The 26,007-nt window shown below is 50.4% G+C and carries 18 protein-coding genes; 11 read left to right on the top strand and 7 right to left on the bottom strand.

From position 1 onward, the window contains the following. Positions 1-28 precede the first annotated feature (28 nt). The 5 genes from LZP69_RS03315 (at position 29) to LZP69_RS03295 (ending at position 9,247) form a co-directional block, all read left to right on the top strand. On the top strand, positions 29-2,497 hold the full coding sequence (locus LZP69_RS03315) for an OmcA/MtrC family decaheme c-type cytochrome (RefSeq protein ID WP_234198756.1): 2,469 nt from the start codon (positions 29-31) through the stop codon (positions 2,495-2,497). 339 nt (positions 2,498-2,836) lie between these two features. After that, complete coding sequence (locus LZP69_RS03310; RefSeq protein ID WP_326490246.1) at positions 2,837-4,801, top strand: OmcA/MtrC family decaheme c-type cytochrome; 1,965 nt, start codon at positions 2,837-2,839, stop codon at positions 4,799-4,801. Between the two features lie 72 nt (positions 4,802-4,873). Then, the gene (locus LZP69_RS03305; RefSeq protein WP_234198754.1) at positions 4,874-5,863 is read left to right on the top strand and encodes a DmsE family decaheme c-type cytochrome; all 990 of its coding nucleotides are present in this window, start codon (positions 4,874-4,876) and stop codon (positions 5,861-5,863) included. Positions 5,864-5,875: 12 nt separating this feature from the next. Then, on the top strand, positions 5,876-7,966 hold the full coding sequence (locus LZP69_RS03300; protein ID WP_234198753.1) for an MtrB/PioB family decaheme-associated outer membrane protein: 2,091 nt from the start codon (positions 5,876-5,878) through the stop codon (positions 7,964-7,966). A 120-nt stretch (positions 7,967-8,086) separates the two neighbouring features. Further along, entirely contained in the window at positions 8,087-9,247 is a 1,161-nt protein-coding gene (locus LZP69_RS03295) for a sugar diacid recognition domain-containing protein (protein ID WP_234198752.1), read from the top strand. A gap of 31 nt (positions 9,248-9,278) precedes the next feature. Here LZP69_RS03295 and LZP69_RS03290 read toward each other — a convergent pair whose 3' ends face one another. Then, positions 9,279-11,066, bottom strand: coding sequence for an RluA family pseudouridine synthase (locus LZP69_RS03290; protein WP_234198751.1), 1,788 nt, complete (start codon positions 11,064-11,066; stop codon positions 9,279-9,281). A gap of 481 nt (positions 11,067-11,547) precedes the next feature. Between LZP69_RS03290 and LZP69_RS03285 the strand changes: the two genes are divergently transcribed. From LZP69_RS03285 to panP, 3 genes are all read left to right on the top strand, one after another. After that, a complete protein-coding gene (locus LZP69_RS03285) occupies positions 11,548-12,906 on the top strand; it encodes a GntP family permease (protein ID WP_234198750.1) in 1,359 nt (452 codons plus the stop codon). A 145-nt stretch (positions 12,907-13,051) separates the two neighbouring features. After that, on the top strand, positions 13,052-14,212 hold the full coding sequence (locus LZP69_RS03280) for a glycerate kinase (RefSeq protein WP_234198749.1): 1,161 nt from the start codon (positions 13,052-13,054) through the stop codon (positions 14,210-14,212). Between the two features lie 187 nt (positions 14,213-14,399). Continuing rightward, positions 14,400-16,043 carry a pyridoxal-dependent aspartate 1-decarboxylase PanP gene (gene panP / locus LZP69_RS03275; RefSeq protein WP_234198748.1) on the top strand — a complete coding sequence of 548 codons (1,644 nt, stop codon included), beginning with the start codon at positions 14,400-14,402 and terminating at the stop codon, positions 16,041-16,043. 59 nt (positions 16,044-16,102) lie between these two features. Here panP and LZP69_RS03270 read toward each other — a convergent pair whose 3' ends face one another. Both LZP69_RS03270 and LZP69_RS03265 read right to left on the bottom strand, forming a co-directional pair. After that, the gene (locus LZP69_RS03270; RefSeq protein ID WP_234198747.1) at positions 16,103-17,854 is read right to left on the bottom strand and encodes a phospho-sugar mutase; all 1,752 of its coding nucleotides are present in this window, start codon (positions 17,852-17,854) and stop codon (positions 16,103-16,105) included. A gap of 128 nt (positions 17,855-17,982) precedes the next feature. Then, a complete protein-coding gene (locus LZP69_RS03265; RefSeq protein ID WP_234198746.1) occupies positions 17,983-18,906 on the bottom strand; it encodes a GGDEF domain-containing protein in 924 nt (307 codons plus the stop codon). 330 nt (positions 18,907-19,236) lie between these two features. Between LZP69_RS03265 and LZP69_RS03260 the strand changes: the two genes are divergently transcribed. Then, complete coding sequence (locus LZP69_RS03260; protein WP_234198745.1) at positions 19,237-20,085, top strand: RluA family pseudouridine synthase; 849 nt, start codon at positions 19,237-19,239, stop codon at positions 20,083-20,085. Between the two features lie 68 nt (positions 20,086-20,153). Here LZP69_RS03260 and metA read toward each other — a convergent pair whose 3' ends face one another. Then, a complete protein-coding gene (gene metA, locus LZP69_RS03255; protein WP_234198744.1) occupies positions 20,154-21,107 on the bottom strand; it encodes a homoserine O-acetyltransferase MetA in 954 nt (317 codons plus the stop codon). Positions 21,108-21,351: 244 nt separating this feature from the next. Here metA and LZP69_RS03250 point away from each other — a divergent pair, with 244 nt between their 5' ends. Then, positions 21,352-22,128 (top strand): SDR family NAD(P)-dependent oxidoreductase, encoded by a 777-nt coding sequence (locus LZP69_RS03250; protein WP_234198743.1) that lies wholly within the window; start codon positions 21,352-21,354, stop codon positions 22,126-22,128. Between the two features lie 93 nt (positions 22,129-22,221). On the opposite strand, the gene LZP69_RS03245 is transcribed toward LZP69_RS03250, so the two are convergent. The 3 genes from LZP69_RS03245 to LZP69_RS03235 all read right to left on the bottom strand — a co-directional run bounded on the left by LZP69_RS03245 (position 22,222) and on the right by LZP69_RS03235 (position 24,541). Next, entirely contained in the window at positions 22,222-22,620 is a 399-nt protein-coding gene (locus LZP69_RS03245; protein ID WP_234198742.1) for a YbaY family lipoprotein, read from the bottom strand. A gap of 23 nt (positions 22,621-22,643) precedes the next feature. After that, complete coding sequence (tesB, locus tag LZP69_RS03240) at positions 22,644-23,519, bottom strand: acyl-CoA thioesterase II (protein ID WP_234198741.1); 876 nt, start codon at positions 23,517-23,519, stop codon at positions 22,644-22,646. 101 nt (positions 23,520-23,620) lie between these two features. Continuing rightward, positions 23,621-24,541: an SDR family NAD(P)-dependent oxidoreductase gene (locus LZP69_RS03235; RefSeq protein ID WP_234198740.1), complete on the bottom strand. Its 921-nt coding sequence runs from the start codon at positions 24,539-24,541 to the stop codon at positions 23,621-23,623. Positions 24,542-25,100: 559 nt separating this feature from the next. On the opposite strand from LZP69_RS03235, the gene LZP69_RS03230 reads away from it, so the two are divergent. Next, positions 25,101-25,976 (top strand): 1,4-dihydroxy-2-naphthoate polyprenyltransferase, encoded by an 876-nt coding sequence (locus LZP69_RS03230; RefSeq protein ID WP_234198739.1) that lies wholly within the window; start codon positions 25,101-25,103, stop codon positions 25,974-25,976. Positions 25,977-26,007: the final 31 nt, after the last annotated feature.

The following is a 26,007-nucleotide window of genomic DNA, read 5'->3' as shown; positions in this document are numbered from 1 at the left end:
GATGATTACACTATTGCAGGGAAATATCATGATGAAACAATCTCAATTCAACGCCGCGACTAAAGCGCTGTTGAGTGCTGGCTTATTGTCACTCGTGCTGACCGGTTGTGGCGGCAGTGACGGTAAAACTGGTGAACCGGGCATATCTGGCCCCGTCGGACTGGATATCAGCGAAGTCACAAGCCTGAATGCCACCCTTGAAGATGCCAATATCGATAATGGCGCCGTCAGCGTCGATATAGTAGTGACTAACGCCAACGGCGTACCAGTAACAGGTCTCGAACAAGCCAACCTGAGTACCTTAGGTCTAGGTATTGCCAAGCTGGTGCCACAACAAGGTAAAGGCTATAAAACGCCTCAGTGGATCAGCTATATCAACAGCGTAAAAGCGGCCGATCCTGCCCGCAGTCTCACCAACTATACCTACAATGACGGCAAAAGAGACATAGATGTAAACTTCGCTCCCGGCGATGCGATTCAGGCCGGTATCGAATCTAGCTGTAAGACTCAGTGCCTAACAGTGGTTGAACCAGGCGTTTACCGTTATACCTTCGAAACCAATTTAAACAACCTAGCACCTATTGATACCTTAGATCTCACCTATGACGAGACGCTAGTTCACCGTATTACTCTCGAACTACAAACTGAAAGAGGCAATGGTGATCAGCTGGTTAACACCCATATCGACTTCATTCCAGCGCAAGACTTCAAAGTTGCAGAACCTGAAGAAACTCGCACTGTCGTGAGTCTAGAAGCCAACTGTATCAAGTGTCACAACACTAATTACAATGATGCTTCATCGACAGCTAAACCGCTGGCAATGCATGGTGGCAAACGTGTCGCTATCGAAAACTGTCAAGTTTGTCACAACAGCTACAGTAAAGATCCTGAAACTGGCGCAACGCTGGATCTCGCCGCGATGGCGCATAAGATCCACAAAGGCACTTATACCATGGTGGGTCACGGTGGCAGCATCAACGACTTCAGCGGTACTATCGCTAAAGCCGCAGCGAGCAGCACAGGTTACCCACTGTTTGATGCTGACAAAGATCACTCGGAGAAGGTCACTTTACCTGTCTCTGTTGGCGAGTGTCAGACCTGCCACAGCACAGATGATAAAGGACCAGCCGATGCTGACGCCTTTAAACATCAGCGTGGTTTAGCTTGTGCCTCTTGTCACATGACAGATGTTGCCCCGGTTGATATCAAAGACTACTTCCATAAAAACGCGACGCCTGATACCGATGGTATCTATGGTGCTGACCTTGTTGGCCGTAAAGTGGCTGACAGTTGTGGTGCTTGTCACGCAGACCAAGGCGAACAAGGTAGCGCAACGTATCACTTAGCCAAAGCCAATGCAGCTCAGTCACTGCGCAGCGAATATGCTTATACATTGGAAAATGGTAAATTTGATGCGGCTACAGGTGAACTAACATTCACTGTAGATTGGCACAATGATGTTGCTCCCCATCAAGATCCTAAAGTAAAAGAGTTCTGGGTAAGCCTGACTGCTTTTGATGGCACAGAATATATCATGGGAGCTCGTCCATCTAATGGAGCGCTAGGACGCAGTGAGAGCCGTATATCTGTCAATTTAGCTGGTGTAGACACCAATGCAAATTTAACGGCTAGTGCTAACGGCTCAGCTATCACTTACACCTTAACCGGTATCACAGTCGCCGGTACAGCTACATCTGAACCATATATGCAAATCGTCAATATTGGCCAAGGTTTCATGGATGGTAAGCTGATCCTATGCGCTAACTCAGCCGAAGTTGATCCAGCAGTAAATGCTGCTATCGACTGCAGTGATACCACTGCTAGTATTTACGATGTTATTGTTGGTAGCCCAAAAGTATCATTCTCTGCTGATGGCAGTGATGTAAAACCACGTCGTTCCGTTACTTCAGAAGCTAAATGTGCTAACTGCCATGGGGAGCAAGCTGATTTCTCTGCATCTCATACAGCGACCAAGGGTTCGGACACACCAGATAACAGTTGTGGTACCTGTCACTCTGCGGTGCCTAACACAGCAGTTTCATTAGCTGATGGTAGTTGTGCAACTTGCCATAATGGTGCCCCTGCACACAGTCAAAAGCCATTCGAACGTGGTTTTGATTTCAAAGTCATGATCCATCAGATCCATGCAGATACTCGTAGTCAACGCCGTACAACGTCAGACGAAGCCACCTTCCCTGAGAATCCGGCAAACTGTGCTGCATGTCACGACAAAGGTCAGTTGAGCCTAGAAGGCTTGAGTGAAAAAACCGCTTTTGTCGCTAAGAATGGTGAGTTCTCACCAACAGTTGCCGCCTGTGCCTCTTGTCACGCACCAACCACAGATGATAATGCAAGTGTGATTAGCCACTTCCAAAACAATGGTGGTGTCTATGAAGGTGCTCCTGGAACGTATGTTGCTGGCGATGAAACCTGCGTAGTCTGTCACGCTGAAGGTAAGTCTGTCGGTATAGATAAGGTTCACCCGACTCAGTACTAACCCGTACAATATCGCGTTAAAACAGCCTAAAAAATCCAGTGATTTTTATCACTGGATTTTTTTATTTTACAGCCTTAACCATCGACAATCAGCACAAATTTTAACCACCAAATAAGCCGTTAACCTATTTCTCCCCCCCCGCCTAACTACCCCTTTAGAAATAGAAAGATCTCGGTCACACATTAGCATCAGTCAGGCAGATTTTAGGCGCTTGTTACGTTAGCATTTCATCGGGGAATTCTATTTCCAGCATTCACTTAGGCTGCAAAATTGATGAAAAACGGTACAAAAACTGTCCATGCACTTAAGTCGATGTCAAACCTATGCAGGGAAAAAATGATGAAAGTACAAAACAATAAGTTTGCGCTGCTTCTCGCAGCAGGTGCTGTTTCCATAGCTTTGAGCGGTTGTGGTGGCAGCGATGGTAAAGATGGCGAACCCGGAAACCCAGGCGGACCAGCCGCTCAAGAGATCAATACCCTTAATCTCGATATCACCAAGGTTGCTTATACTGACGGCGTGCCTACCGTCACTGTATTTGCCACTAACGAGCAAGATCTGCCTGTTATCGGCCTACAAGATTTAGGACTTGTTGCTGCGCAGTTGACTCCAATGGGAGCAACGGGTCCAGGCAACAGTGCCACTTGGACACGTACTGCGCGTACTTCAGAGTACACAGACAACAAAGATGGTAGCTATAGCTTCACTTTCGATGTTGCTGACTTAGACCAAAACCTCACCCAGCGTTTCAACGTTTATGCAGGCGGAAAAACCTCCACACTGCTTGACGGTGTTACTTCGGTTCCTCGCCGTGAGATCGTTGAAGATTTCGACGGTGAAGGCAATGCCCCTACTTACACCAAAGATATCGTCTCTCATGAAACATGTACCGCATGTCACGCGGAAGATGAACCATTAACCAGACGTCACAGCGGTTATTACACCCAAGAAACCTGTGCAACTTGCCACAGTGGCTCAATGGATACAGAAAAGCAGTGGAATCATTTGATACACAATATCCATAACACGGCAAAAAGCTTTACCGATAGATATGGTAATGATTACACAGGCCAATCTGCAGAACATCTGATCCAGAACGACTGTAAAACCTGTCACGTACAAAATGATGAGTTAACCGAATGGGGTAACTGGTCACGCGTACCGACCATGGAAGTGTGCTCTAGCTGTCACGTGGGTATCGACTTCAAAGCGGGTAAAGGCCACTCTCAGCAAAATGACAATGCTAACTGTATCGCTTGTCACAATGCGAGCTGGACTGAGTCTATCCACACAGACAAGGCCGTGCAGAAGAAAGCCCTGATTGATCAATATGGTATCAATGTTGAATCTGTTATCGATGCAAGCACACAAGCTGCCACCATCAGCATTGCTGTGGTAGACGCTGCGGGCAACGCGGTTGATATCAACACTATTCTGCCTCAAGTCCATCGTTTCGAAGTGGTGACTAACGTAGGTCCAAACAAGGTCACTTTAGGCTATGGTGGTAAAGACTCTGTTGATGCCATTAAAAATGGGGTTGTTAATGCCGCAGCCAAGATTGATAGCGGTAAGCTGGTTTACACTACCACTAAGCCATTGAATCTGGGCGCCGCCGGTGATGACGATGAAACTGCCTTCACCTTCGTTGGCTGGGCTATGTGCTCTGCAGATGGTGCATTTGCTGACTGCGATCCAGCTATGGCAACTGGTGATACAGATAATTACACAGGCATGAAAGCGGGTCTGGCTTACGCCACCCTGTCAGGTCAAGACCCAAGCATGCGTCACGTTGACTCTGTCGCCTTCAGCGCCTGTGCAAATTGCCACACCCCAGAGTTTGAAGTTCACAAAGGTCATCACGCTGGTTTCGTGCTGAGTGAACAAGTTTCTCACGCAACCGATGCCGAAGGTAATGCCATTATCGGTGTTGACGCCTGTGTGGCTTGTCACACACCAGATGGTACTTATGCTGGCGGTGCAAACAAAGGCGCGTTGGAGATGAAACTGCACGTGGTTCACGGCCAGCAAGGCATCATCAAAGACTGTACTCAGTGCCACAACGACTTCAACTTGGACTCGTTCCAGAACAAAGGCGCATTAGCAACTTCTGCTGGTTTTTACACCACACCTATCACAGCGACTTGTACTTCATGTCACGACAGCGACACAGTTAAAGCCCACGCTGCTAGCCAAGGTGCGGTTATCGACGGTGATAAAGTTGTTGCTGACGATGCCGCTCAGCTAGAAACCTGTTTCTTCTGCCACGCACCGATCATTGAAGATCACACAAAAATGAAGATGTAATTTGCTCATCTTGATATGGGAGTGGGGATACGCCCCACTCCCACTCTCTTTGTGCAGATTAGGAAGTCGAATATGAAAATCATCAATAAAGTTAAAAGCGCTATCCCAGTTGCCTTAGCAACAGTGGTGCTATCCCTGTGCATCAGCTCCGGCGCTGTCGCATCCAAATGGGATGAGAAGATGACACCGGATGAAGTAGAAACCACTTTAGATCAGAAGTTTGCCGCCGGTGAATATTCTCCTAAAGGAGCTGATTCTTGCCTTATGTGTCACCGTAAATCAGAAAAAGTGATGGATCTGTTTAAGGGTGTTCACGGCTCGGCTAACTCAAGCAAGAGCCCAATGGCCGGCCTGCAGTGCGAAGCCTGCCATGGTCCTATGGGTAAACATAACCGTGGTGGTAATGAACCCATGATCACCTTCGGTCCAGACTCTAGCCTAGCGGCAGAAAAGCAAAACAGCGTCTGTTTAAGCTGTCACCAGGATGACAAACGTATGTCCTGGACTGGCGGTCACCATGACAACGCCGATGTTGCCTGTGCTTCTTGTCACTCAGTGCATACCGCCAAAGACCCTGTGCTATCAAAAAGCACAGAGATGGAAGTCTGTACCAGCTGTCATACCAAACAGAAAGCCGACATGAACAAGCGCTCTGCCCACCCAATGAAATGGGCGCAAATGGTATGTAGCGATTGTCATAACCCACACGGCACCTTAGGCGATGCCGATCTGGTCAAGCCCAGCGTTAATGAGACCTGCTACTCATGCCACGCGGAAAAACGTGGCCCAAAGCTGTGGGAACATGCGCCCGTGACCGAAAACTGCGCGACTTGCCATAACCCACACGGCAGCGTAAACGAAGGCATGTTAAAGACACGCGCACCACAACTTTGTCAGCAGTGCCATGCCAGCGATGGCCATGCCAGCAATGCTTACCTAGGTAACACAGGACACGGTTCAACAGCAGAGGGTAATCCATTTACCGGCGCTCGCAGCTGTCTGAACTGTCACAGCCAGGTTCATGGTTCTAACCATCCTTCTGGCAAGCTGCTACAGCGTTAAGGAGACGAGAAGATGAAATTCAATTTAAATTTAGTCACACTCGCCCTAACTTCGGTTTTAGTACCAGGTGCAGCATTCGCTGGCGGCTATGGCATTCAAAACGCCAACACAGATAAGGTCAAATTCGACAAGTGGGAATGTAAAAACTGCAAGATCGAATCTGGCGTATCTGGCACAGTGGGCGGCGGATTTGGTTACAACGACAGCGACGATATCCACTCGGCTAACGCCTTTGGCGCAGAAGATTCATTTGCAGGTAAAGTCGATGCCGATGTGAACTACATCAGTGAGTCGGGTTACCGCTCAACTGTTGAAGCCCATAACCTTGGCATGCAAGATGGCCGTTTAGAGGTGAATACCGGTCGTATTGGCCAGTACAAAATCGGCCTGAACTATCGCCAGATTGCAACCTACACCACAGATAGCGCCATGAGCCCTTACTTAGGGATTGGTAGCGACGATCTTAGCTTACCAAGCAACTGGCAGACTGCCGGTTCAAGCCAAGATATGCTTGAGCTTTATAACAGCTTAAATCCGTTCGAGCTTTCTCTTAAGCGTAAACGCGCCGGGCTGGGTTTTGAGTACACAGGTGAATCTCTGTGGAGCACCTATGTTGACTATCAGCGTGAAGAGAAGACAGGTCTGAAAACCGCCTCTGGCAGTTTCTTCAACCAGTCTATGATGCTGGCCGAGCCTGTAGATTACATCACAGACACTGTGGAAGCCGGCATTAAGCTGCGTGGCGACAACTGGTTTACTGCGCTAAGCTACACAGGTTCAAGCTTCAAGAACGAGTACAGCCAGCTGACCTTCGACAACGCCTTTAACCCCACTTTCGGCGCTCAGACCCAGGGCGCTATGGCACTGGATCCTGAAAACCAGGCACATACAGTGTCATTGTTAGGTCAATACACAGCCGGTAACACCATAATGAGTGGCCGTGTTCACTATGGCCAGATGACCCAAGATCAAGCCTTCGTGACCTCAGGCTACGGCTATCAGCTCCCCACCGAGTCCTTAGACGCGAAAGTGGATCTAAGCGGTGCTACGTTGAAAGTGGTTTCACGCCTGAGCCGCAGCGTGCGTGTTAACGCCAGTTACGACTACAGCGACCGTGAAAACAACACTAACGTCGAACAGTGGACGCAAATCAGCATCAACTCGACCAATGGTCAGGTGGCTTATAACAATCCCTACGACATCACCACACACAGAGCCAAAGTCGGTGCCGACTTTAGCCTTACCCGTGGCTTGAAGTTGGAGACTGGTTATGATTTTCGTCGTGACGAGCGTACTAACCAAGATCGCGAAACCACTGACGAACACACGCTATGGAGCAAGCTGCGCCTAAGTGCCCTGGAAAATTGGGACATGTGGATCAAGGGCAGCTATGGTCAACGTGATGGTTCAGAATATGAAACCTCACAGTGGACCACCAGCCAGTCAAACGATCTGCTGCGCAAATACAACCTGGCCGATCGCAACCGTACCATGGTTGAGGCACGTATCAGCCACACTCCAATCGATGCATTAACGGTCGATTTCGGTGCCCGCTACGCCCTCGATGATTACAGCGAGACTGTGATTGGTCTGACCGAGTCGACCGATATGAGCTATGACGCCAACGTCAACTATATGCTCACAGACGACATACTCGTAAACGCCTTCTATAACCGTCAGACTATCGATTCTGAGCAGGCTGGCAGCAGCAACTTTGGTGTCGCTAACTGGTATGGCGAAATCGAAGATCAGGTAGACGTAGTCGGTGCAGGCCTTAGCTACAACAATCTGTTAGAGAAAAAACTGCGTCTAGGCGTAGATTACACTTACTCTAATTCAGACAGTAACACCCAAGTTACCCAAGGCATAAGCGGTGACTATGGTGATTACACGGCTAAAGTGCACAACGTCAATGTCTATGGCGAATATCAGGTGACTGAGCAGCTCGCCGTCCGTCTCGACTATAAGATGGAAAAATACACAGACAACGACCAGTCAAGCGGCCTGACCGTTGACAGCATCCCCAATGTTGTCAGCTTCGGCAGCATAGACCACGACTACAATGCCCAGCTGATCATGCTCAGCATGAGCTACAAGCTGTGATCTGACTGAAGTTTGCTGTCTCTCTAAAAACCCGCGATTCGCGGGTTTTTTTATGCTCACAATAAGGCAAATGGTGATAGGCTGATAGCATCCAACATCAGGAGATTCACCGCGATCACCATGTACTTTCTAGACTCACACACAGCACAACAGATTGTCGATCGCACCATGGCGATTATAGGCCACAACATCAATGTGATGAATAACCGAGGGGTGATCTTGGGCTCGGGCGATCCCCACAGAATAGGCTTTATCCATGAAGGCGCCCTGCTGGCGATTAGTCAAAACCGCACCGTCAGCATCAATCAGGCCAGCGCCTCTAGCCTGCACGGCGTGAAACCTGGGATCAATCTGCCGCTGCACTATCAGGGGGAAGTGATAGGTGTGATAGGCATTACCGGCGATCCCGATACCCTGATGGCCTATGGCGAACTGCTCAAGATGAGCGCCGAGATGATAGTGGAACAGGCCAACTCCCTCGAACTGGCCCAGTGGCAAAACCGCCAGCAGGAGGAGTTTATTCTGCAGCTGATCAAGGGGGAATATCAGGACATAGGCCAGCTGGAAAACTGGGCCAAAAGGCTCAATATCGATCTCTACATGCCCAGAGTCGCGGCTGTGATCCAGGTGCAGGACGATGGCCCTCATGCGCTGGGTAATTCCATGTTAAAAGAGATATTACACCTGCTGGAAAACCCCTCCCGCGGCAACCTGATCGCCATGACGTCCATGAGCGAGCTGGTGATTTTAAAACCCGCCTTTCTCGATGGTAAACAGTGGCGCGCCAGCCTGGAGAGCCAGCGGATCGACCAGCTGTTAAAGCGTATTCCCGCCTCCATGAGCTGCCACTTGAAAATCGCCCTGGGGCACTATTTCCCCCATCCAGGCGATATCCACCGCTCCTACCAAACGGCCAAGGAAACACTGAGGTTTGGCAGGCAGATGCAGCCGCAGCAGAGCAAATACCTGTTCGAAGATTTTTCCCTCTTGGTAATGCTCTCAGGGCTGAAACAGGACTGGCGAGGACAGCAGCTACTAAGCCCCTTTAAGAAGCTGATGCAGCAGGATAATAATCAGCAATTGCGTAAGACACTGGCGGCCTACCTGACCCATTTTGGCGATCAGGGCGAGTGCGCCAAACTGCTTTATATCCACCGTAATACCTTAAGATACCGTCTGGATAAGATAAGCCAGATCACTGGGGTCGAGCTTAATAAACTCGATGGCTTATTACAGCTCTATCTAGGACAGATTTTACTCAGCAAAGAGCAGGACAACTGATAAGTAACCCAAGCCGACAGGCTTATCTTGGCTAAAATCCGGCATCGGCTTCGAAGGTGAGTCGCTCGCCTGTGATGGGATGGTTCAGCACCAGACGCTCGGCATGCAGATGTAAACGCGTATCCTTAGTGCCATAGAGATCGTCACCAATGATAGGCAGACCCAGACCGCGTTGATGGGCACAGTGCACCCGCAGCTGATGGGTACGCCCTGTCTGTGGATAGAGGTAGAGCCAGGTGTTCTCTCTGTCACGGGCCTTCACCTGCCAGAGCGTGTGCGCCGGCTTACCGTGCGTCTCACACACCAACTGCCTCGGCCTGTCGTCGAGATCCACTCTCAGCGGCAATCTTATCTCTCCCCTATCGCCTTGAACCTGTCCTGCCAGTTTAGCCAGATAACGCTTCTCGACACTGCGGCCAATAAACTGCTGCACTAAGGCCCGATTCGCCTCACTCGTTAGCGCCAACACCATCAGGCCCGAAGTGGACATATCCAATCGATGCACGATTAACGGCCCGGTCGCCTCGGGAAACTGCTGCCTGATCCGGCTGTAAACCGAATCCTGAATGTTTTTCCCCGGCACAGAGAGAAATTCGCTCGGCTTATTGACCACCAGCATGGCCTCATCCTGATAGAGGATCTCAAGCGTCTTGCCTTCGGCGGGATTGCGAAGCAAAGGATCTTCATCCATCTCTATCCCTTTGAGCATGTGACCGAGTATCGGCTTACATTTACCCTGACAGGCGCCATAAAACTGCTTATGCTGCTTCACCTCCGACTTTGGCGATGCGCCCCACCAGAACTCGGCCATGGCCAAGGGGGTAAAATCATTTTCAAAGGCAAACTGGAGTAACTTAGGTGCGGCGCACTCTCCCGCACCCGCTGGTGGCTGGCCGCTCGGCGCATCTCGAAACAGCTGATTAAGATCCTGCACCTCTCCGGCGCGGTTAACAAATTGATACTGGGCAAAGAGTTTTGTCTGCAGTGCCTTGGACTGTGAGGCGCGGCGTTTTTTGAGCGCCTTGATCTCATCTCGCCTGCGTTTCAGCTCAGCATCAATCTCAGCCAGCTTGCTGTCCCACTCTGCCTTTAACGCCTTCTGCTGATTTTTCTGCAGGACACTCTCGCGCCCTAGCTCAAGGTTCAGCTCGGCAACTTTTGCGTCAGACAAGAGGCCAACAGCCGCATGTCGTCTGGCTTTGCGATCCTTTCTCGCCTCGACCACCTGCTGGCGTAAGGTTTCCAGTTCAGTCTCTGCCTGAGCGCTCATGGCAACCCATGCCTCAGACAAGCAGATCAGCTCCGGCGCCGCTTCCAGTTTGGTTAAGTCTTGGGTGAGCCGGTTTATCTGCCGCTGCTCGCCATGAAAGAAACTCTCTTGGGTCAGCATGTCGAACACAGGCGGCACAAAACCATTAATCAAATTGCGCTCGGCTAATTTGCCAGAAAAGGCCGCCAGATAGCCAAGCTCTCCCTCGGGACTTTTGACTACCAACACGCCAAACATCTTGCCTATGGCGCCCTTAAGCTCGCCTTCCAGGCCAAAGTTATGCTGCCACTGGTTCTGGCTCTGGCTCTCGAGATAATGCTGTAATTCGGCTACAGCTAATGTAGCCAGCGGATGCGGGTCGTAATAGAAAGGAAACGTAAAACGCGCTGGCAACTTAGCGGTTTGATGCTGTTTTGAAAAAGGGTGAAAACAGTGACTCCTCGAGTAGGATGCCGTTAATGATGCATTGTCCTGAGGTGCAGCTGCCTGTGCATTAATAGCCTGTGCATTAATAGCCTGTGCATTAATAAAAGGAACGTCAAAAATCATGTTGCACAAACCCGCCTATATCAAAGAGTACAACGCGCCGCAGAGGAAATTTCGACGACGTAAAAAGAGGCGCGATTTTACCCCGAACACAGATTTTTGTCATCACACCGGCAAGGGATAAGAGAACTCATGCAACTGCACAATATCTGCCATAACGAACAGAGAATAACCTGCCAAAATTGTCGGCAATCCCCTTTGCGGCGGGTTTCTCTCAATATTTGTGCAAATACACAAACATCCTCGCTTAATTTACGCAAATATTATGATTATTGACGAAGCAAGATTGTCAGTATCTGCGGATAATAGTTCTGCCTGAAATACCTTGGCCGCTTTTGTTGTGCAAGCGATTCTCTATACAAGCGACTCTTTGTAAAAGCAGCTATCTCGGGTTCAGTAAAAATAATAATGCGTCAGCGTACCTGTAAGCTCGACACGCTGGTAAACGAATTTAGACCTACACAATCCACGACAGGGACACCCTATGAGTCTAGTCATCATACTATTGGCCGTGATTGCGTTTATCGTGATTGCGACCTCCAAACTGAAGCTTCACCCCTTCTTAACACTGATCTTAGCCTCATTTCTGGCGGCATTTGCCTACGGCTTGCCCAGCAATGAGATAGCAAAAACCATTACCACCGGCTTTGGTGGCATCCTGGGATATATCGGCCTAGTGATCGTTTTGGGGACGATCATAGGTGTTATCCTGGAAAAAAGTGGCGCCGCCATCACCATGGCCGATGTGGTGATCAAGGTATTAGGAAAACGCTTCCCCACCTTAACTATGTCTATCATCGGCTACTTAGTGTCTATTCCGGTATTTTGTGACTCGGGTTTCGTGATCTTAAACTCACTGAAACAGTCCATGGCCGATCGCATGAAGGTTTCAAGCGTCTCCATGAGTGTGGCCTTAGCAACCGGTCTTTATGCCACCCACACCTTTGTGCCACCTACCCCAGGCCCAATCGCAGCGGCGGGTAACTTAGGCTTAGAATCCAATCTGGGACTGGTTATCGCTGTCGGTGTCTTTGTCGCTGCCGTGGCCGCTTTTGCAGGTATGCTATGGGCCAACCGTTTTGCCAATGTCCAGCCTGATGGTGAAGGCGCCGATGAGCTAAAACACAGCATAGAAGAGTTTGAGCAGGTTAAAGCCAGCTATGGCAAGCTTCCCAGCCCAGCCAAGGCCTTTGCCCCTATCTTCGTGCCGATTTTGCTGATCTGTTTAGGTTCAATCGCCAAGTTCCCATCAAACCCATTAGGCGATGGCGCACTTTTCGATACCTTAGTTTTCCTCGGCCAACCTGTGAACGCCCTGATGATAGGCCTAATCCTCTCTATCTTTCTGCTCAAGGGCGATGAGAAAGTTCAGCAGCTTGGCGAACGCATCAGTCAAGGCCTAGTGGTCGCCGCCCCGATTTTGCTGATAACGGGTGCTGGCGGTGCCTTCGGTGCCGTGCTTAAAGCCACAGACATTGGCACTATGCTGGGCAGTACATTGTCGGCATTCGGTATTGGTATCTTTATGCCCTTCATCGTTGCCGCCGCACTGAAATCGGCGCAAGGATCATCGACCGTGGCCTTGGTTGCCACTTCAGCCTTAGTTGCGCCTATGCTTGGGGATATAGGCCTTGCCAGTGACATGGGCCGAGTTCTGACGGTAATGGCGATTGGTGCCGGTGCCATGACAGTATCTCACGCGAACGACAGCTTCTTCTGGGTGGTCACCCAATTTAGCCGTATGAGCGTAAAACAAGCCTATAAAGCGCAGACTATGGCGACCTTAGTCCAAGGCATCACCTCCATTATTCTGGTTTATCTACTCAGCCTGATACTTTTATAAAATTACTCCATTAAAACCCGCTATACAGCCATGGTGTTGTCACCCATGCCATGGCTGCTATCACCCGGTATCGTCCTAAACTTAATGGGCTGGAACTTAAGTTCCAACTCAGCTTTAGCCGACGCCACACTGACAGGAAATATCGATGAAAATTATCATTGCGCCCGATTCATACAAAGAAAGCCTGAGCGCCATGGAAGTTGCCAGTATCATTGAGCAAGGATTTCGCAAGGTGCTGCCAGATGCAGATTATATCAAGGTGCCGGTTGCCGATGGTGGCGAAGGTACAGTGCAATCTATGGTGGATGCCACCCAAGGGGAACTGGTTGAGCTGAGTGTCACCGGCCCCTTAGGCAAACAAGTGACCGCCTGTTACGGCATTTTAGGCCAAGTCGACTCCCAGCTGAGTAATAACAAGATAGCGGTTATCGAGATGGCCTCAGCCTCGGGTTTGCACCATGTGCCAGTAGAGATGCGCGATCCACGTATCACCACCAGCTATGGCACGGGCGAATTAATCAAACATGCCCTGGATAACGGCATCGAGCATATTATTCTCGGTTTAGGCGGCAGTGCCACCAATGATGCCGGGGTGGGTATGTTACAGGCCCTGGGGGCAAAATTTACTGACGACAAAGGTGCTGATATCGCGCCAGGTGGCGCGGCGCTTGTCAATATTACCAGCATAGATCTCACTCTCCTGCATCCAAAACTGGCCAGTTGCAGCATAGAAGTGGCCTGTGATGTCAATAACCCACTTTGCGGCGAGCAAGGCGCCTCGGCTATCTTCGGCCCGCAGAAAGGCGCAACCCCAGAGATGGTGACACAACTGGATAATGCCCTTAACCACTTTGCAGAAATGACCCTTAGCACGGGCGTGCACGAGTGTCGCAACCTTCCCGGCGCTGGCGCCGCAGGCGGCATGGGTTATGGCATGCTGGCCTATTTAAAAGCCGAGCTCAGACCCGGCATAGACATAGTGATGGAAACGGTTGACCTTGCCAGCAAGTTATTTGGTGCCGATCTGGTGATCACGGGGGAAGGCCGTCTCGACAGCCAGACCTTGATGGGCAAAACGCCTATGGGGGTTACCCGAGAGGCCAATAAACAGGGGGTGCCGGTGATCGCCATCGCAGGCTGTGTCAGCGATGATGCCAATGTGCTGCTCGATCATGGTATAGAGGCCATTTTCTCCATCACCCCGAGGGCGATGGAACTCAAGCAGGTATTGGCCAGCGCCGAGCACAATCTGCTCGCTACCGCCACCAATATCGCCTCGCTCTATAAGCTCAACAGCCGCACATAATCACAGCTTAAGCTAAGCACCTCTGCCGGGATGGATTCCCGGCAGTTTACACCCAAACAACAGCCATTTTACTTTTCTCCTTGATGCGCTATAAAGCATACAGTAAAGTTAGCTCCCTTTTATTCGATACATATTTGACACTGATTTAACGCAAGTTAAATGCGTGTCACCAGTAATGCGATGCGCGATGACAGCTAAACACACACGGACAGCGACAGCCTCTGAAGAGGCGTTATTACGTATTTTCACCCTGCCCGAAGCGCCGGGTTCGACCCTGAGCCAGATAGAAAATAATCTGTCCCAGAACCTGATGGGCTTTCTGAAAGCGAGCATAGTTGCCATCGAAAAGCCCTTAAGCGAAATCGAAAAAGATTTTCAGGCCCATCAGATCCCCGCATCGCCAAGCTTTGTCTCAGATTACGCCGAGCAGATGATGCAAACGCTGATCGCCCATAGCGTACACACCTCATCGCCCAGCTTTATCGGTCACATGACCTCAGCCCTGCCCTACTTCGTGCTGCCACTGTCGAAAATGATGGTGGGGCTAAACCAGAACCTGGTAAAAATCGAGACATCTAAAGCATTTACACCGCTGGAGCGCCAGGTACTGGGCATGATGCACCACATGGTGTATCAGCAGAGCGATAACTTTTATTCGAACTGGATGCACAGCGCCAGCCACTCTTTAGGTGCATTTTGCTCCGGTGGCACAGTCGCCAATATTACAGCCCTGTGGATCGCCCGCAACCGTCTGCTCAAGGCAGATGGCGACTTTAAGGGCATAGGCCAGAGCGGCCTGATAAAGGCGCTGCGCCACTATGGCTATGATGACTTAGCCATTCTGGTTTCGACTCGGGGCCATTACTCCTTAGGCAAAGCCGCCGATCTGCTGGGCATTGGCCGTGAAAATATCATTCAGGTGCCCTGCGATCTCGATAACAAGGTGGATCTCGCCAAGATGCGCGCCATCGCCCAAGAGCTACAGAGTCGCAATATCAAGGTGATGGCAATTGTGGGCGTAGCCGGCACCACTGAGACGGGCAATATCGATCCCCTTAATCAACTCGCCAATCTCGCCGATGAACTCAATTGCCATTTCCATGTGGATGCCGCCTGGGGCGGTGCAACCTTACTGTCGAGCAAATACCGCCATCTACTGACAGGCATCGAACGCGCCGACTCTGTGACTATCGATGCCCATAAACAGATGTATGTGCCTATGGGCGCGGGCATGGTGCTGTTTAAAGACCCTGAGCTGGCCAACATCATCAAGCACCACGCCGAATATATTCTGCGCCGGGGCTCAAAAGATCTCGGCAGCCAGACCCTCGAAGGCTCCCGCCCCGGCATGGCCATGTTAGTCCATGCCTGCCTGCAGGTAATAGGCCGTGATGGCTATGAGATTTTAATTAACAACGGCATAGAGAAGGCGCACTATTTTGCCCAGCTCATTGAGCAGCAAACGGATTTTCAGCTTGTCTCCAAACCTGAGCTGTGCCTGCTCACCTATCGCTATGTACCTGCAGAAGTTAAAGCCGCACTGCAACAAGCCGTCGAGCAACATGATACGCAAAAGGTCAACCAGATAAACGCCTTACTGGATCAACTGACCCAGTTCATTCAGAAGCGGCAGCGTGAACAGGGGAAATCTTTCGTCTCGCGCACCCGCATCATTCCGGAGCACAACCTGGGCCTAACCAGCGTGGTATTTCGTGTGGTACTGGCCAATCCTCTGACGACAAAAGAGATTTTAGAACAGGTGATTACCGAGCAGCGTGAGATAGCCAGCCAGGCGACAAATACCCTCAAGCAGTTACAGACCCTAAGCTAGGATAAAAAAACGCCTTCTTGATGAAGGCGTTTTACTTTACAAGCCAGTATTGAACCTGATTATTGAGGCAGAGAAGCCTGATGCTGCTCAATCAGTTGTGCCATCGCCTCGTTGGCGCGGTTTTGCGCCTCCTCCCAACTCATCCCATCACTAAAGGGCTGCACCACCTCGTAATAACATTTCACCTTAGGTTCTGTGCCCGACGGGCGCACTATCACCCTAGCATCCCCTTGCAGACGGTAGATAAGCACGTCGCTGGCTGGCAGATCCAGCGTCTCAGTGCGTCCATCGGCAAAAGTGCGCAGACCTGTGCTGATATCATCAACCGAGACGATATTGCGCCCGCCAATCTCTTTAGGTGGCCGCTCACGCAGCAGCTGGCCTATGCTGGGGCGATTCTCCCGACCGCTGAGGGCGATGCTCACCTGCTGATTGAGATAAAAACCATATTGACGATAGATGGCTTCGAGCCTATCCCACACGCTCTGCCCCTTCTCAGTCAGCTCGGCCGTAAGTTGAGCAAAGCCCAGCAATGCTGACAAACCATCTTTATCCCACACCATGCTGCCTAAGGTGTAACCCAGCGCCTCCTCATAGGCGAACAGGAAGCGATTTTGCGGCGTCTGCTTTTGCATCCCCACATTGGTCAGCCATTTAAATCCGGTTAGGGTTGTTTCACACACGCCTTTCATTGAGCTGGCTATCTTGGATAACAGGCTAGAAGAGACGATAGTGCAGCAGGTCAGGCGCTGATCCTTGCCCGCGTGGCTGAGCAGATAATGGCCGAAGAGCACCCCGACTTGATCCCCTGTCAGCATCTGATAAGCATCGACTGCGGCCATATCGGCGGTGGCGCCGGGCTTTCGCACCGCAACGGCGAAGCGGTCCGCATCGGGATCGTTGGCGCAGGCCAGCATGGCATTGTGTTTATGGGCCTCCAGCATCACCAGATCCATAGCACCGGCCTCTTCCGGATTAGGGAAATTCACTGTGGGGAAACTGCCGTCAGGCTCGCGCTGAGCCGCCACCGAATAGACCTGGGTAAAGCCCGCATCTTTGAGCAGGGTTTCCGCCATCTCGGCGCCAACCCCGTGCATGGCCGTATAGGCCAGGGAAACCTTTTGCGGCGCTGTGTGATTTTGTAACAGCTCAGCCTGCCTGATGCTGTCGCGGTAAGCCGAGTAAAACTCATCCCCCAGCATCACCAAGCGATTTTCCGCCTTGGCGGCTTCATGGGTCAGCATCTCCACTTTCTGCTGTGCCGCCGCTTCGATGCAGGCGGCAATCCCAGAATCATGAGGAGGAATGATCTGAGCACCATTGCTCCAATAGACCTTATAACCATTGTACTGGGGCGGGTTATGACTGGCGGTCACCACTATCCCGGCTGCTGCGCCCAGATGCAACACACCAAAAGCCACCAGCGGGGTGGGTGCAACCCTCGCCGTCAGATAGACTTTGATGCCAGCGGCAGTTAATACGCTGGCGGCATCATGGGCAAAGCGTTTTGAGTCATGACGCCCGTCATAGCCAATGACGACCCCGCGCATTGGCGAGTCTTTTATCTGCGCCTTAAGGTAATCTGCTACCCCTTTGGAGGTCTGCTGGATCACTAACGGGTTCATCGCCATGGGGCCTGCGCCAACCACGCCACGGATCCCCGCTGTACCAAAAGTAAGCCGCCCGCTAAAACGCGATGCCAGCTCGGCACTATTGCCGCTCTCAATCAGTGCCTCGATCGCTTTACGGCTCGGTGCATCGCCATCGAGACTCAACCAATGCTGAATTTTTGCCTGTAGATGTGCATCCATACTCGCCCCCTACGCTACGACTTAGTGTCGCACAGATAAAATCAAAAACTTGAAATCGAACAGAACAGGTGAACTTAAAGTTTAATTGATCAAAGCCATTAATGAACAAAGAATAGAGCGAATTTCGACTAACATGCGGCTAAATTGACACTGTTACGCCCGGCATGTTTAGCGCCATAGAGTGCCCGGTCGGCACGTTTAAGTGAGGCTTCATAGGAGGTGTCTCCCGCCTCTATTGTCGCTACACCTATACTGACCGAGGGACAGACCCCCTCTTTAGTCAATCTATCCTGACTCAGAATTAGCAATTCCTGATGAAAATTAAGCCTTAGCTGCTCGGCAAACTGGAACGCCTGCTGTAACTCCATGCCAGGAAGGGCTATCACAAACTCATCGCCGCCAAAACGGTAACCACTATCGCCACATCTCAGGTGCGCCAGACAGGTATTAGCTACCACGAGTATGGTCTTATCCCCCTCATGGTGGCCCCATCTGTCGTTGATCAATTTAAGGTGGTCGAGATCCAGCATGAGTATGCTAGTTGGCGTGCCATACTGGGTAAAGTTATCGAAATGCTGGGTTAAATCTTTCTCTAAGCGGCGTCGATTGAGCAGGTTGGTCAGCTCGTCCGTATCCCCCTGCAAGCGCAGCTTAGTCTCGAGTTGATGACGCTTGGAGATATTACTGGCTACCCAGAGTACAACCTCTTCGCCAGCGACATGAAAATCCAGAGGCTGAATTCGTCCCTCAAACCAGATGGCCTCCTCAGGCCCCAGGTCAGGCAGCCCTTTAACATCCTTGCTGCTTAACTCATACTCCTCTATGTGTAAGGTCTTGCTGGTCAGCGCCGTTGCTATCATGCCTAAGAACCACTGGGCTTTGTCTTGTGCTAAAACGTCATGCAGATAGTGGCCAACCAGATTGCTGCCATCATGGTAATAACGGGCATCTTTTCCACCAAATACCGCAATATATCTGCCGCTGCGAGAGATTAGAAATGCCGGATCAGGCAAGGCATCTAAAACCAATGCCATCTGCTTGATATCAATCATACATCACGACTCCCCTGCATCCTTTTTGACTCAACTGTTTTGTCTTAACCGTTCTACATAACCGTTTTGAATAATCGTTTTACACATAGGTTTTGAATAACCATGAAAAATTCAGATGCCAGCCACAAATCAGACCACAGCGAGTGGAAACCATATTAAGGTTAGCTTTAGCAACAGGCCTAAAGCATAGTCAAAGGCGCCAATTATCTCCAGCCGTCGGCTTGAGTAAAATCAAAGAGAAAGCCACAAGCAGGGCAAAGTGGCCGCAGCAGAATAAAACAAAATAGTGTAAACTTGGCCGCCAATCCCCGACAGCTAAACCGAGTCACCATGACCCAAAAGTATGAATGCCATATTAAAGTGACTGCGTCCGATTTAGACGCCTGCAGCCTGCTTTCTCAGCGCAGTCAGTTATCTAAACAGCAGATAAAACAGGCCATGGCAAAAGGGGCTGTGTGGGTCACTAAGGGCAAATACACTCAGCGGTTCAGACGGGCCAAGAAGCCGTTAAAACCGGGGGAGGAACTACACCTCTACTACAATGCCGAGGTGCTTGCCCAAAAGGTAGATGATGCCAAATTGCTGCTCGACAAGGGGGAATACAGCATCTGGTATAAACCCTACGGCATGTTGTGTCAGGGCTCGAAATGGAGCGATCACACCACAATCAATCGTTATGCTGAGACCCATCTGACGCCCCAACGCCCCGCCTTTATCGTGCATCGCTTAGACAGAGCAGCAACCGGCCTGGTGATACTAGGCCACAGCAAAAGCACCACGGCCGCCCTGGCGGCGCAATTTGAACAGCGCAAGCTGGATAAACAGTACAGGGTGATAGTCAAAGGCGAGTTCCCCAAGGAAGTGCAGTACATAAGCACGGATGTGGACGCCAAAGCCGCCAGCTCCCATGCTTGGCGTATCGACTATGATGCCGAGCTGGATTGCTCCTTAGTGCAGGTGAAGATAGACACAGGACGCAAACATCAAATCCGCATTCACATGGCCAGTCTGGGGTTTCCTGTGGTGGGTGACAGGCAGCATGGCGGCGCAGTTGAGGACGACCCTAATCTGCAGTTAACTGCCTGTTTTCTTGATTTCACCTGCCCGCTGACTCAGGAGCCTGTGCATATTGCGCTGCCTGAATCCCTGCAGCCCCATTTAGCCAGGCTTAACGAATGACGACCGACAGTTGACTCTGTAAAAGTGCTATAACAATCTAATTTATACTGATATTTTCGACACCTTATCTAATCATCCTTAGTTTCATATTCCCAAGGCGTGATGGCACTCATGTCGCCAAGATCGTAGGGCGTGAGCTGATAAACATAATAATTAAGCCAATTACTAATCAGCAGGCTGCCATGACCGTGCCAGCGGGCAACGGGAGTCGATTCCGGGTCATCGTTTCTAAAATAGTTCAGTGGGAGATCCGGATTGAGCCCTGCGGCAAGATCCCGCAGATATTCATCTTTTAGGGTCGATTTTTGGTACTCAGGATGCCCCATGACAAACAGATTGCGGTTGTTACGACTGAGCACCATGTAGGCACCGGCCTCATCTGACTCGGTTAACACCTGCAGCTCAGGATGCGCCTTGAGCTCCTCAAGGTTCATCTCGGCAAAGCGGGAGTGAGGCGCAAAAAACTCCTCATCGAAACCGCGCAGCAGAGGAAAATGTTTCGATGTTCTCTGGTGACAATAGACACCCGAGCGTTTTCTCTGCAGAATTTTACGGTGTAAACCATAGAGATGATAAAGTGCCGCATGAGCCGCCCAGCAAAGGAACAGCACAGAGGTCACATGCTGCTGTGACCAATCGATGATCTCGCGAATATGCTCCCAATAGAACACCTCCTCAAAATCTATCTGCCCCAGAGGTGCGCCTGTGATGATGAGTCCATCATAATTTTTCTGACGTACATCTTCGAAATCACGGTAGAAATTATTCATGTGATCTACGGGGGTGTGTTTCGATTCTTTATCGTGAATACGCAGCAGATCGATATCCACCTGTAAGGGAGTATTTCCGAGCAACCTGAGCAACTGAGTCTCTGTCTCAATCTTGTTGGGCATCAAATTGAGGATCAGCACCTTCATGGGTCTGATATCTTGATTCGCCGCCCGGGTTTCGGACATGACGAAGATATTTTCAGACTCTAAAATCTCTGCGGCAGGCAGATTGTCAGGAATTTTTACCGGCATAGCACGTCTCTTACACACTCGTTAAACATACAGCTGTATACAGGATTCTTGTCAGTAAGCGCCTTATTAAAGGACTCAATGCTCAGCTGTTGCACATTTGGCTGTTACATACATGACTTTTGCATACATGATGGACTTATCATACATAAAGACTTCTAGATGTCTACACATCCACTCTATTAAATCTTGTCCTTGTGGGATTATCTTTCTATCATAGGCCAACCATTTGATATCGAAAACCTCCATGACCCAAGCTACAGCCATTATCGTGGGCGCCAGCTCACTCCTCAGTCGTGAAATAGCCAAACAACTCGCCGAGCAGCAGGTCGAACTGGCCCTTCTCTCTCAAGATCCCGCAGCTTTAAGCGAATTTGCAGCCTCTCTGCCCACTAAAGCAAGGGTGTATGGGCTGGAAATTGAAAATCCCCAGGCGGTGATCCAATCACTGGAAACGATTTGGCAAGAGCTAGGCGGCGCGCACTTAGTGCTGGTCAATACCGGACTTAACAGCTATGACCCCAGCCTACCCTGGCAACCCGAGGCCGATATCATTACCGTCAATGTGCAGGGCTTTAGCGCCGTATGTAATACGGTATTTAAGCTGTTTAAAGAACAAGGCTATGGTCAGTTAGCTGCCATCAACTCTATTGCCGGCCTGCGCGGCGGCCCGAGCGTGGCGTACCATGCCTCGAAAGCCTACGCCAGCAATTATCTCGAAGGCTTGAGCATGCATGCCCAGCGCCTGAAACTGCCCATCACTATTACCGATCTGCAACTGGGTTTACTGGATAAGGCCGCGATGCAAAAAAGCAGGCTCTGGCTGTCGCCACCGGATGAAGTTGCTAAGCAGGTGATCAAGGCGATGCAATCGGCCAAACGCAAGGCCTATATCACCAAGCGCTGGCGCCTGGTGGCCTGGCTGACCAAGTTACTGCCGGAGTTTATCTACAATACTCGCCACTGGCGAACTAAAGCGCAGCGCCAGGCGGCTAAAGCGGCGAAAAACAGCACTAAAGAGTGAGCAAGAAAATGTAAAAAGGAGCCATCGGCTCCTTCTCTTTCTTTGATAAACAGTTTGATAAAAACGGTTTATCACAAAAACACAGGGATGAGATTAACGGTTACTCACCAGTTTCATCAGCACCTCGGTCGTATATTTACCGTTATTGATCACGGGGAACTTATCATAGGTCTGAAAAATCACCTTATTCTGGTAAAGAATCATGGCGACGACGCCATAGTTCACAGACTTATCTATGGTATCTGCCGCAAAGGTGAACTTAAATGGCACTGGGGCCTTGGCGATATTGAAGGTCTTTTGTGCCACTATCACACCCGGCGTGTCTAAATCAATCACCGCAATTGTGATACTGCTTCCCTGGGGTAGGTTCACTTTTTCTAAATACCCCGCCGCGCCATTCACTATCACAGGCGGCTCAGGTTCTACTGTGACACAGGCACTAAGCAACAACAAAGATGCGAATGCAAAGATCTTTTTTAGTTTCATTTTCATAGTAATTGCCTATTTATTTTTGCCTATTTTTGAGCATCTGAACGAGCATAACGGATCAGCCCCTCCTGGGTTGCCGATGCAACCAGCTCTCCATTTTGCGTAAAAAATTCACCTCGCACAAACCCACGCCCACCACCGGCATTAGGACTCTCTATGCTATAGAGTAACCATTGGCTCAAGTCCAGCGGACGGTGGAACCACATGGCATGATCTATGGTCGCCATGCGCACGCCAGGGGTTAAAAATGAGACCCCATGGGGCTGAGCCGCGGTCACCAGAAAATTAAAATCCGAAGCATAGGCCAGCAGATATTCATGAAGCGCAAGTTCCTGGGGCACCTTACCATTTGCCCGGCTCCACACATAGCGCTTAGGATCTGATGCCGCAGGAGCCACTGGACTAGATGGATTAACCAGACGCATCTCTAACGGCGAGTCGGCCATAAACTTTTCCAGTACCTTAGGCGGCACCTTATCTCGCAGCGTCATGGCCAGTTCCTGTTGATTAAGCAGCCCCTCAGGCCCGGGCACCTCTGGCATCTGACTCTGATGCACAAAACCGGCTTCCTCAGACTGGAACGAACAGGTCATATAAAAAATGGGACGCCCTTTTTGAATAGCCTTTACTCGCCTGGCGCTGAAACTGCCACCATCACGCATGATCTCCACATCATAGACTATGGGTAATTTTTCATCGCCGGCGCGCAAAAAATAGGAGTGAAAAGAGTGTACCTGACGATCGTCTGTAACTGTTTGCGCCGCCGCGCTTAACGCCTGTCCCATCACCTGCCCACCAAAGACATGACCAAAGCCTAAATCCTGACTCTGACCGCGGTATAGTCCAACCTCAATCTGTTCCAGCGTAAGCAAAGAGAGAAGGTCGTTTAATACTTGGCTCATACATACTACCAATAAGATAAAAATAGCAAACAAGATTACCTTAGGTGAGATAGGGATTGCCAGCAGAAGATAGGCGCAGATTTTAGATAAGCAGAGGCAAGTTATCCTCCAATATCAAGGCCTCGCTCCATTGCGCAACGTTTCGCCCAGGCAGTAACCTGATCTTCGCCGCTGGCATGATGGCAACAAGGCGGCGCCCGCACCACATCCTGCCAATGTTCATGAACCGACTCAGGCTTACAGTTGTCTTCGCCGATCCGAATATGGCGAAACTCGGTAAAGCCGCCATGGCTCACACTGCCAGCGGCCACCAGCAGGTGTTTGCCCGTAGGCGCGAGCTTAGTACAGAGATATAAGAGTACGGCGTTGACCGAGGAGGTAGAAAACAGCGACTTAACCGAAGGCGCCAGGTGATTTTCCGTCATCTTAGTTAGGGCATGGGGCGTGATTGAGTTGACGCAAATATTGTGCTCCGCCCCCTCCATCGACAGGCTGTTAACAAAGCCTATCAATGCCATCTTACTTGTGCTGAAGCTGGTCTCATACATATTGCCATATAAGCCGCTGGCGGCACTGCTGACAACAATCCGGCCATAATTCTGCTGTTTCATCAATGGCCAAATCAGCTTAGTGAGATAAAAACAGCCATGCACATCGATATCCCACTGCGCCTGCCACTGCTCTTTTGTTATGGCATCGAACATGCAGGTTTGATGAATGCTGGCGCTATGGATCAAAATATCGATTCGGCCCCACTGCTGATGAATACGGTTAACCGCTTGTACCAGACCCTCTTCATCGCGAACATCGAGGCAAAAATCCAGAACATCGGCGCCCAGCGCTTTGAGTTTGGTAACAGTCGCCTCTAACTCAGCACGCTCATTGTCCTCACGGGTATCGGCGTAGCCAGAATCGATCAGGGCAATCTTAGCGCCACGCTGAGCTAAGGCAAGCGAATAGGCCCGCCCCAATCCAGATGCTGCACCTGTGATCACGGCAACCTGTTCACTAAATCGCATCATCTGCTTATTCCTTACACATTTCGACAATCAACCCACAGTTGATGATTTCAGCTTAAATCATAAATGAGTTCACTTTAGCTAAACCGAATTAACTGCATGTTAATATTGAGATTAAAATCATATAACAGCATATCTTAGGCTCAGATTCTTTGAGCCTTACAACAGTTATACTGATGACTTTCCAGATAACTGTGCGTTTGCTCATGTTTTTCACATCGATTTAACAGTTTGGATTCACCAAGATGAAAAAGTCATAGGCGGGTCACAATTAAATTGAAATGTTTCATAGAATGCTAATACAAGCTCTTCATTCGAATCAGCAATTTTGATAATCTAGTCCACTGTTCTGGGCCTTGATGCCCAATCCCAATAAGCTAATACCGATCAATATCGTTAACATAACGTCCCAAAAACATCGAAACACTAAGCTCGCCAATATTGCCAATATCGCGACTCACCACTGTTTGAGCCGATAATGCCAAGCGTAGCGACTCTATCAGTCTTCAAGATTGATAATCTATGGGATGAAACGGTCGGTCAACAATGACGAATAGAGATAATGAACCCTTGGATCCTGGCGTCACGCCCACGCACTTTACCGGCCGCCATCGGCCCCCTGCTAGTGGGTAACACCTTAGCCTTTCATTTCGTGCAATTTAGCTGGCTGATCGCCGTCACCTCTATGTTATGCGCCATCCTGCTGCAGATAGCCGTCAATCTGGCCAATGACTATTTTGACTATAAAAGCGGTGTCGATACCCATGAGCGCATCGGTCCTGTGCGTGTGACCCAGAGCGGCCTGCTCGCACCGGATAAGGTGCGTAATGCCATGATCTTATGCTTGTTACTCGCTCTCGCCGTCGGTTCCATCCTGATTCACCACGGTGGCTGGCCCATAGCAGTATTGGCAGCCGCGTCCATCTTAGGCGCCCTGTGCTATAGCGGCGGTCCCTATCCGCTGGCTTCCCACGGGCTGGGCGAAGTGGCTGCATTTGTCTTTTTCGGTCTGGTGGCCGTGGTTGGCAGTTATTACCTTCAGGCACAGGATACCAGCCTAAGCGCCTGGATCTTAGGCAGCGCCATCGGCCTATTTAATGCTGCCGTGATGCTGGTCAACAACACCCGCGACATAGCGACTGACACCAAGGCGGGAAAATTTACCCTAGCGGTCAAGATGGGAGAAGCGCAGGCGCAGCTACTCTATCGGGCGCTGATCTACCTGCCATTCGCCCTGTTAATTGGCGGCTTTTTGCTGGGGATTTTGCCCGGCGTACCTGTGCTGTTGGCGGCGCTCTCTCTATTGCTGGCCCGTAAACTGGCCAATGAGTTCAGCCAGACTACAGGCCAAGCCCTCAATCCTTTTATTGGCCGAACGGCAAAGCTAACCGTGATTTTCAGTCTGCTGTTCAGCTTAGGGTTTGCTTTTACTTACTGACACAGACTACTGACACAGACAACTGGGCCAG

The organism is Shewanella sp. AS1, from assembly GCF_021412565.1.
In the GTDB taxonomy this organism is placed as follows: Bacteria; Pseudomonadota; Gammaproteobacteria; order Enterobacterales; family Shewanellaceae; genus Shewanella.
This window is presented reverse-complemented; position numbering and strand designations above follow the sequence as displayed.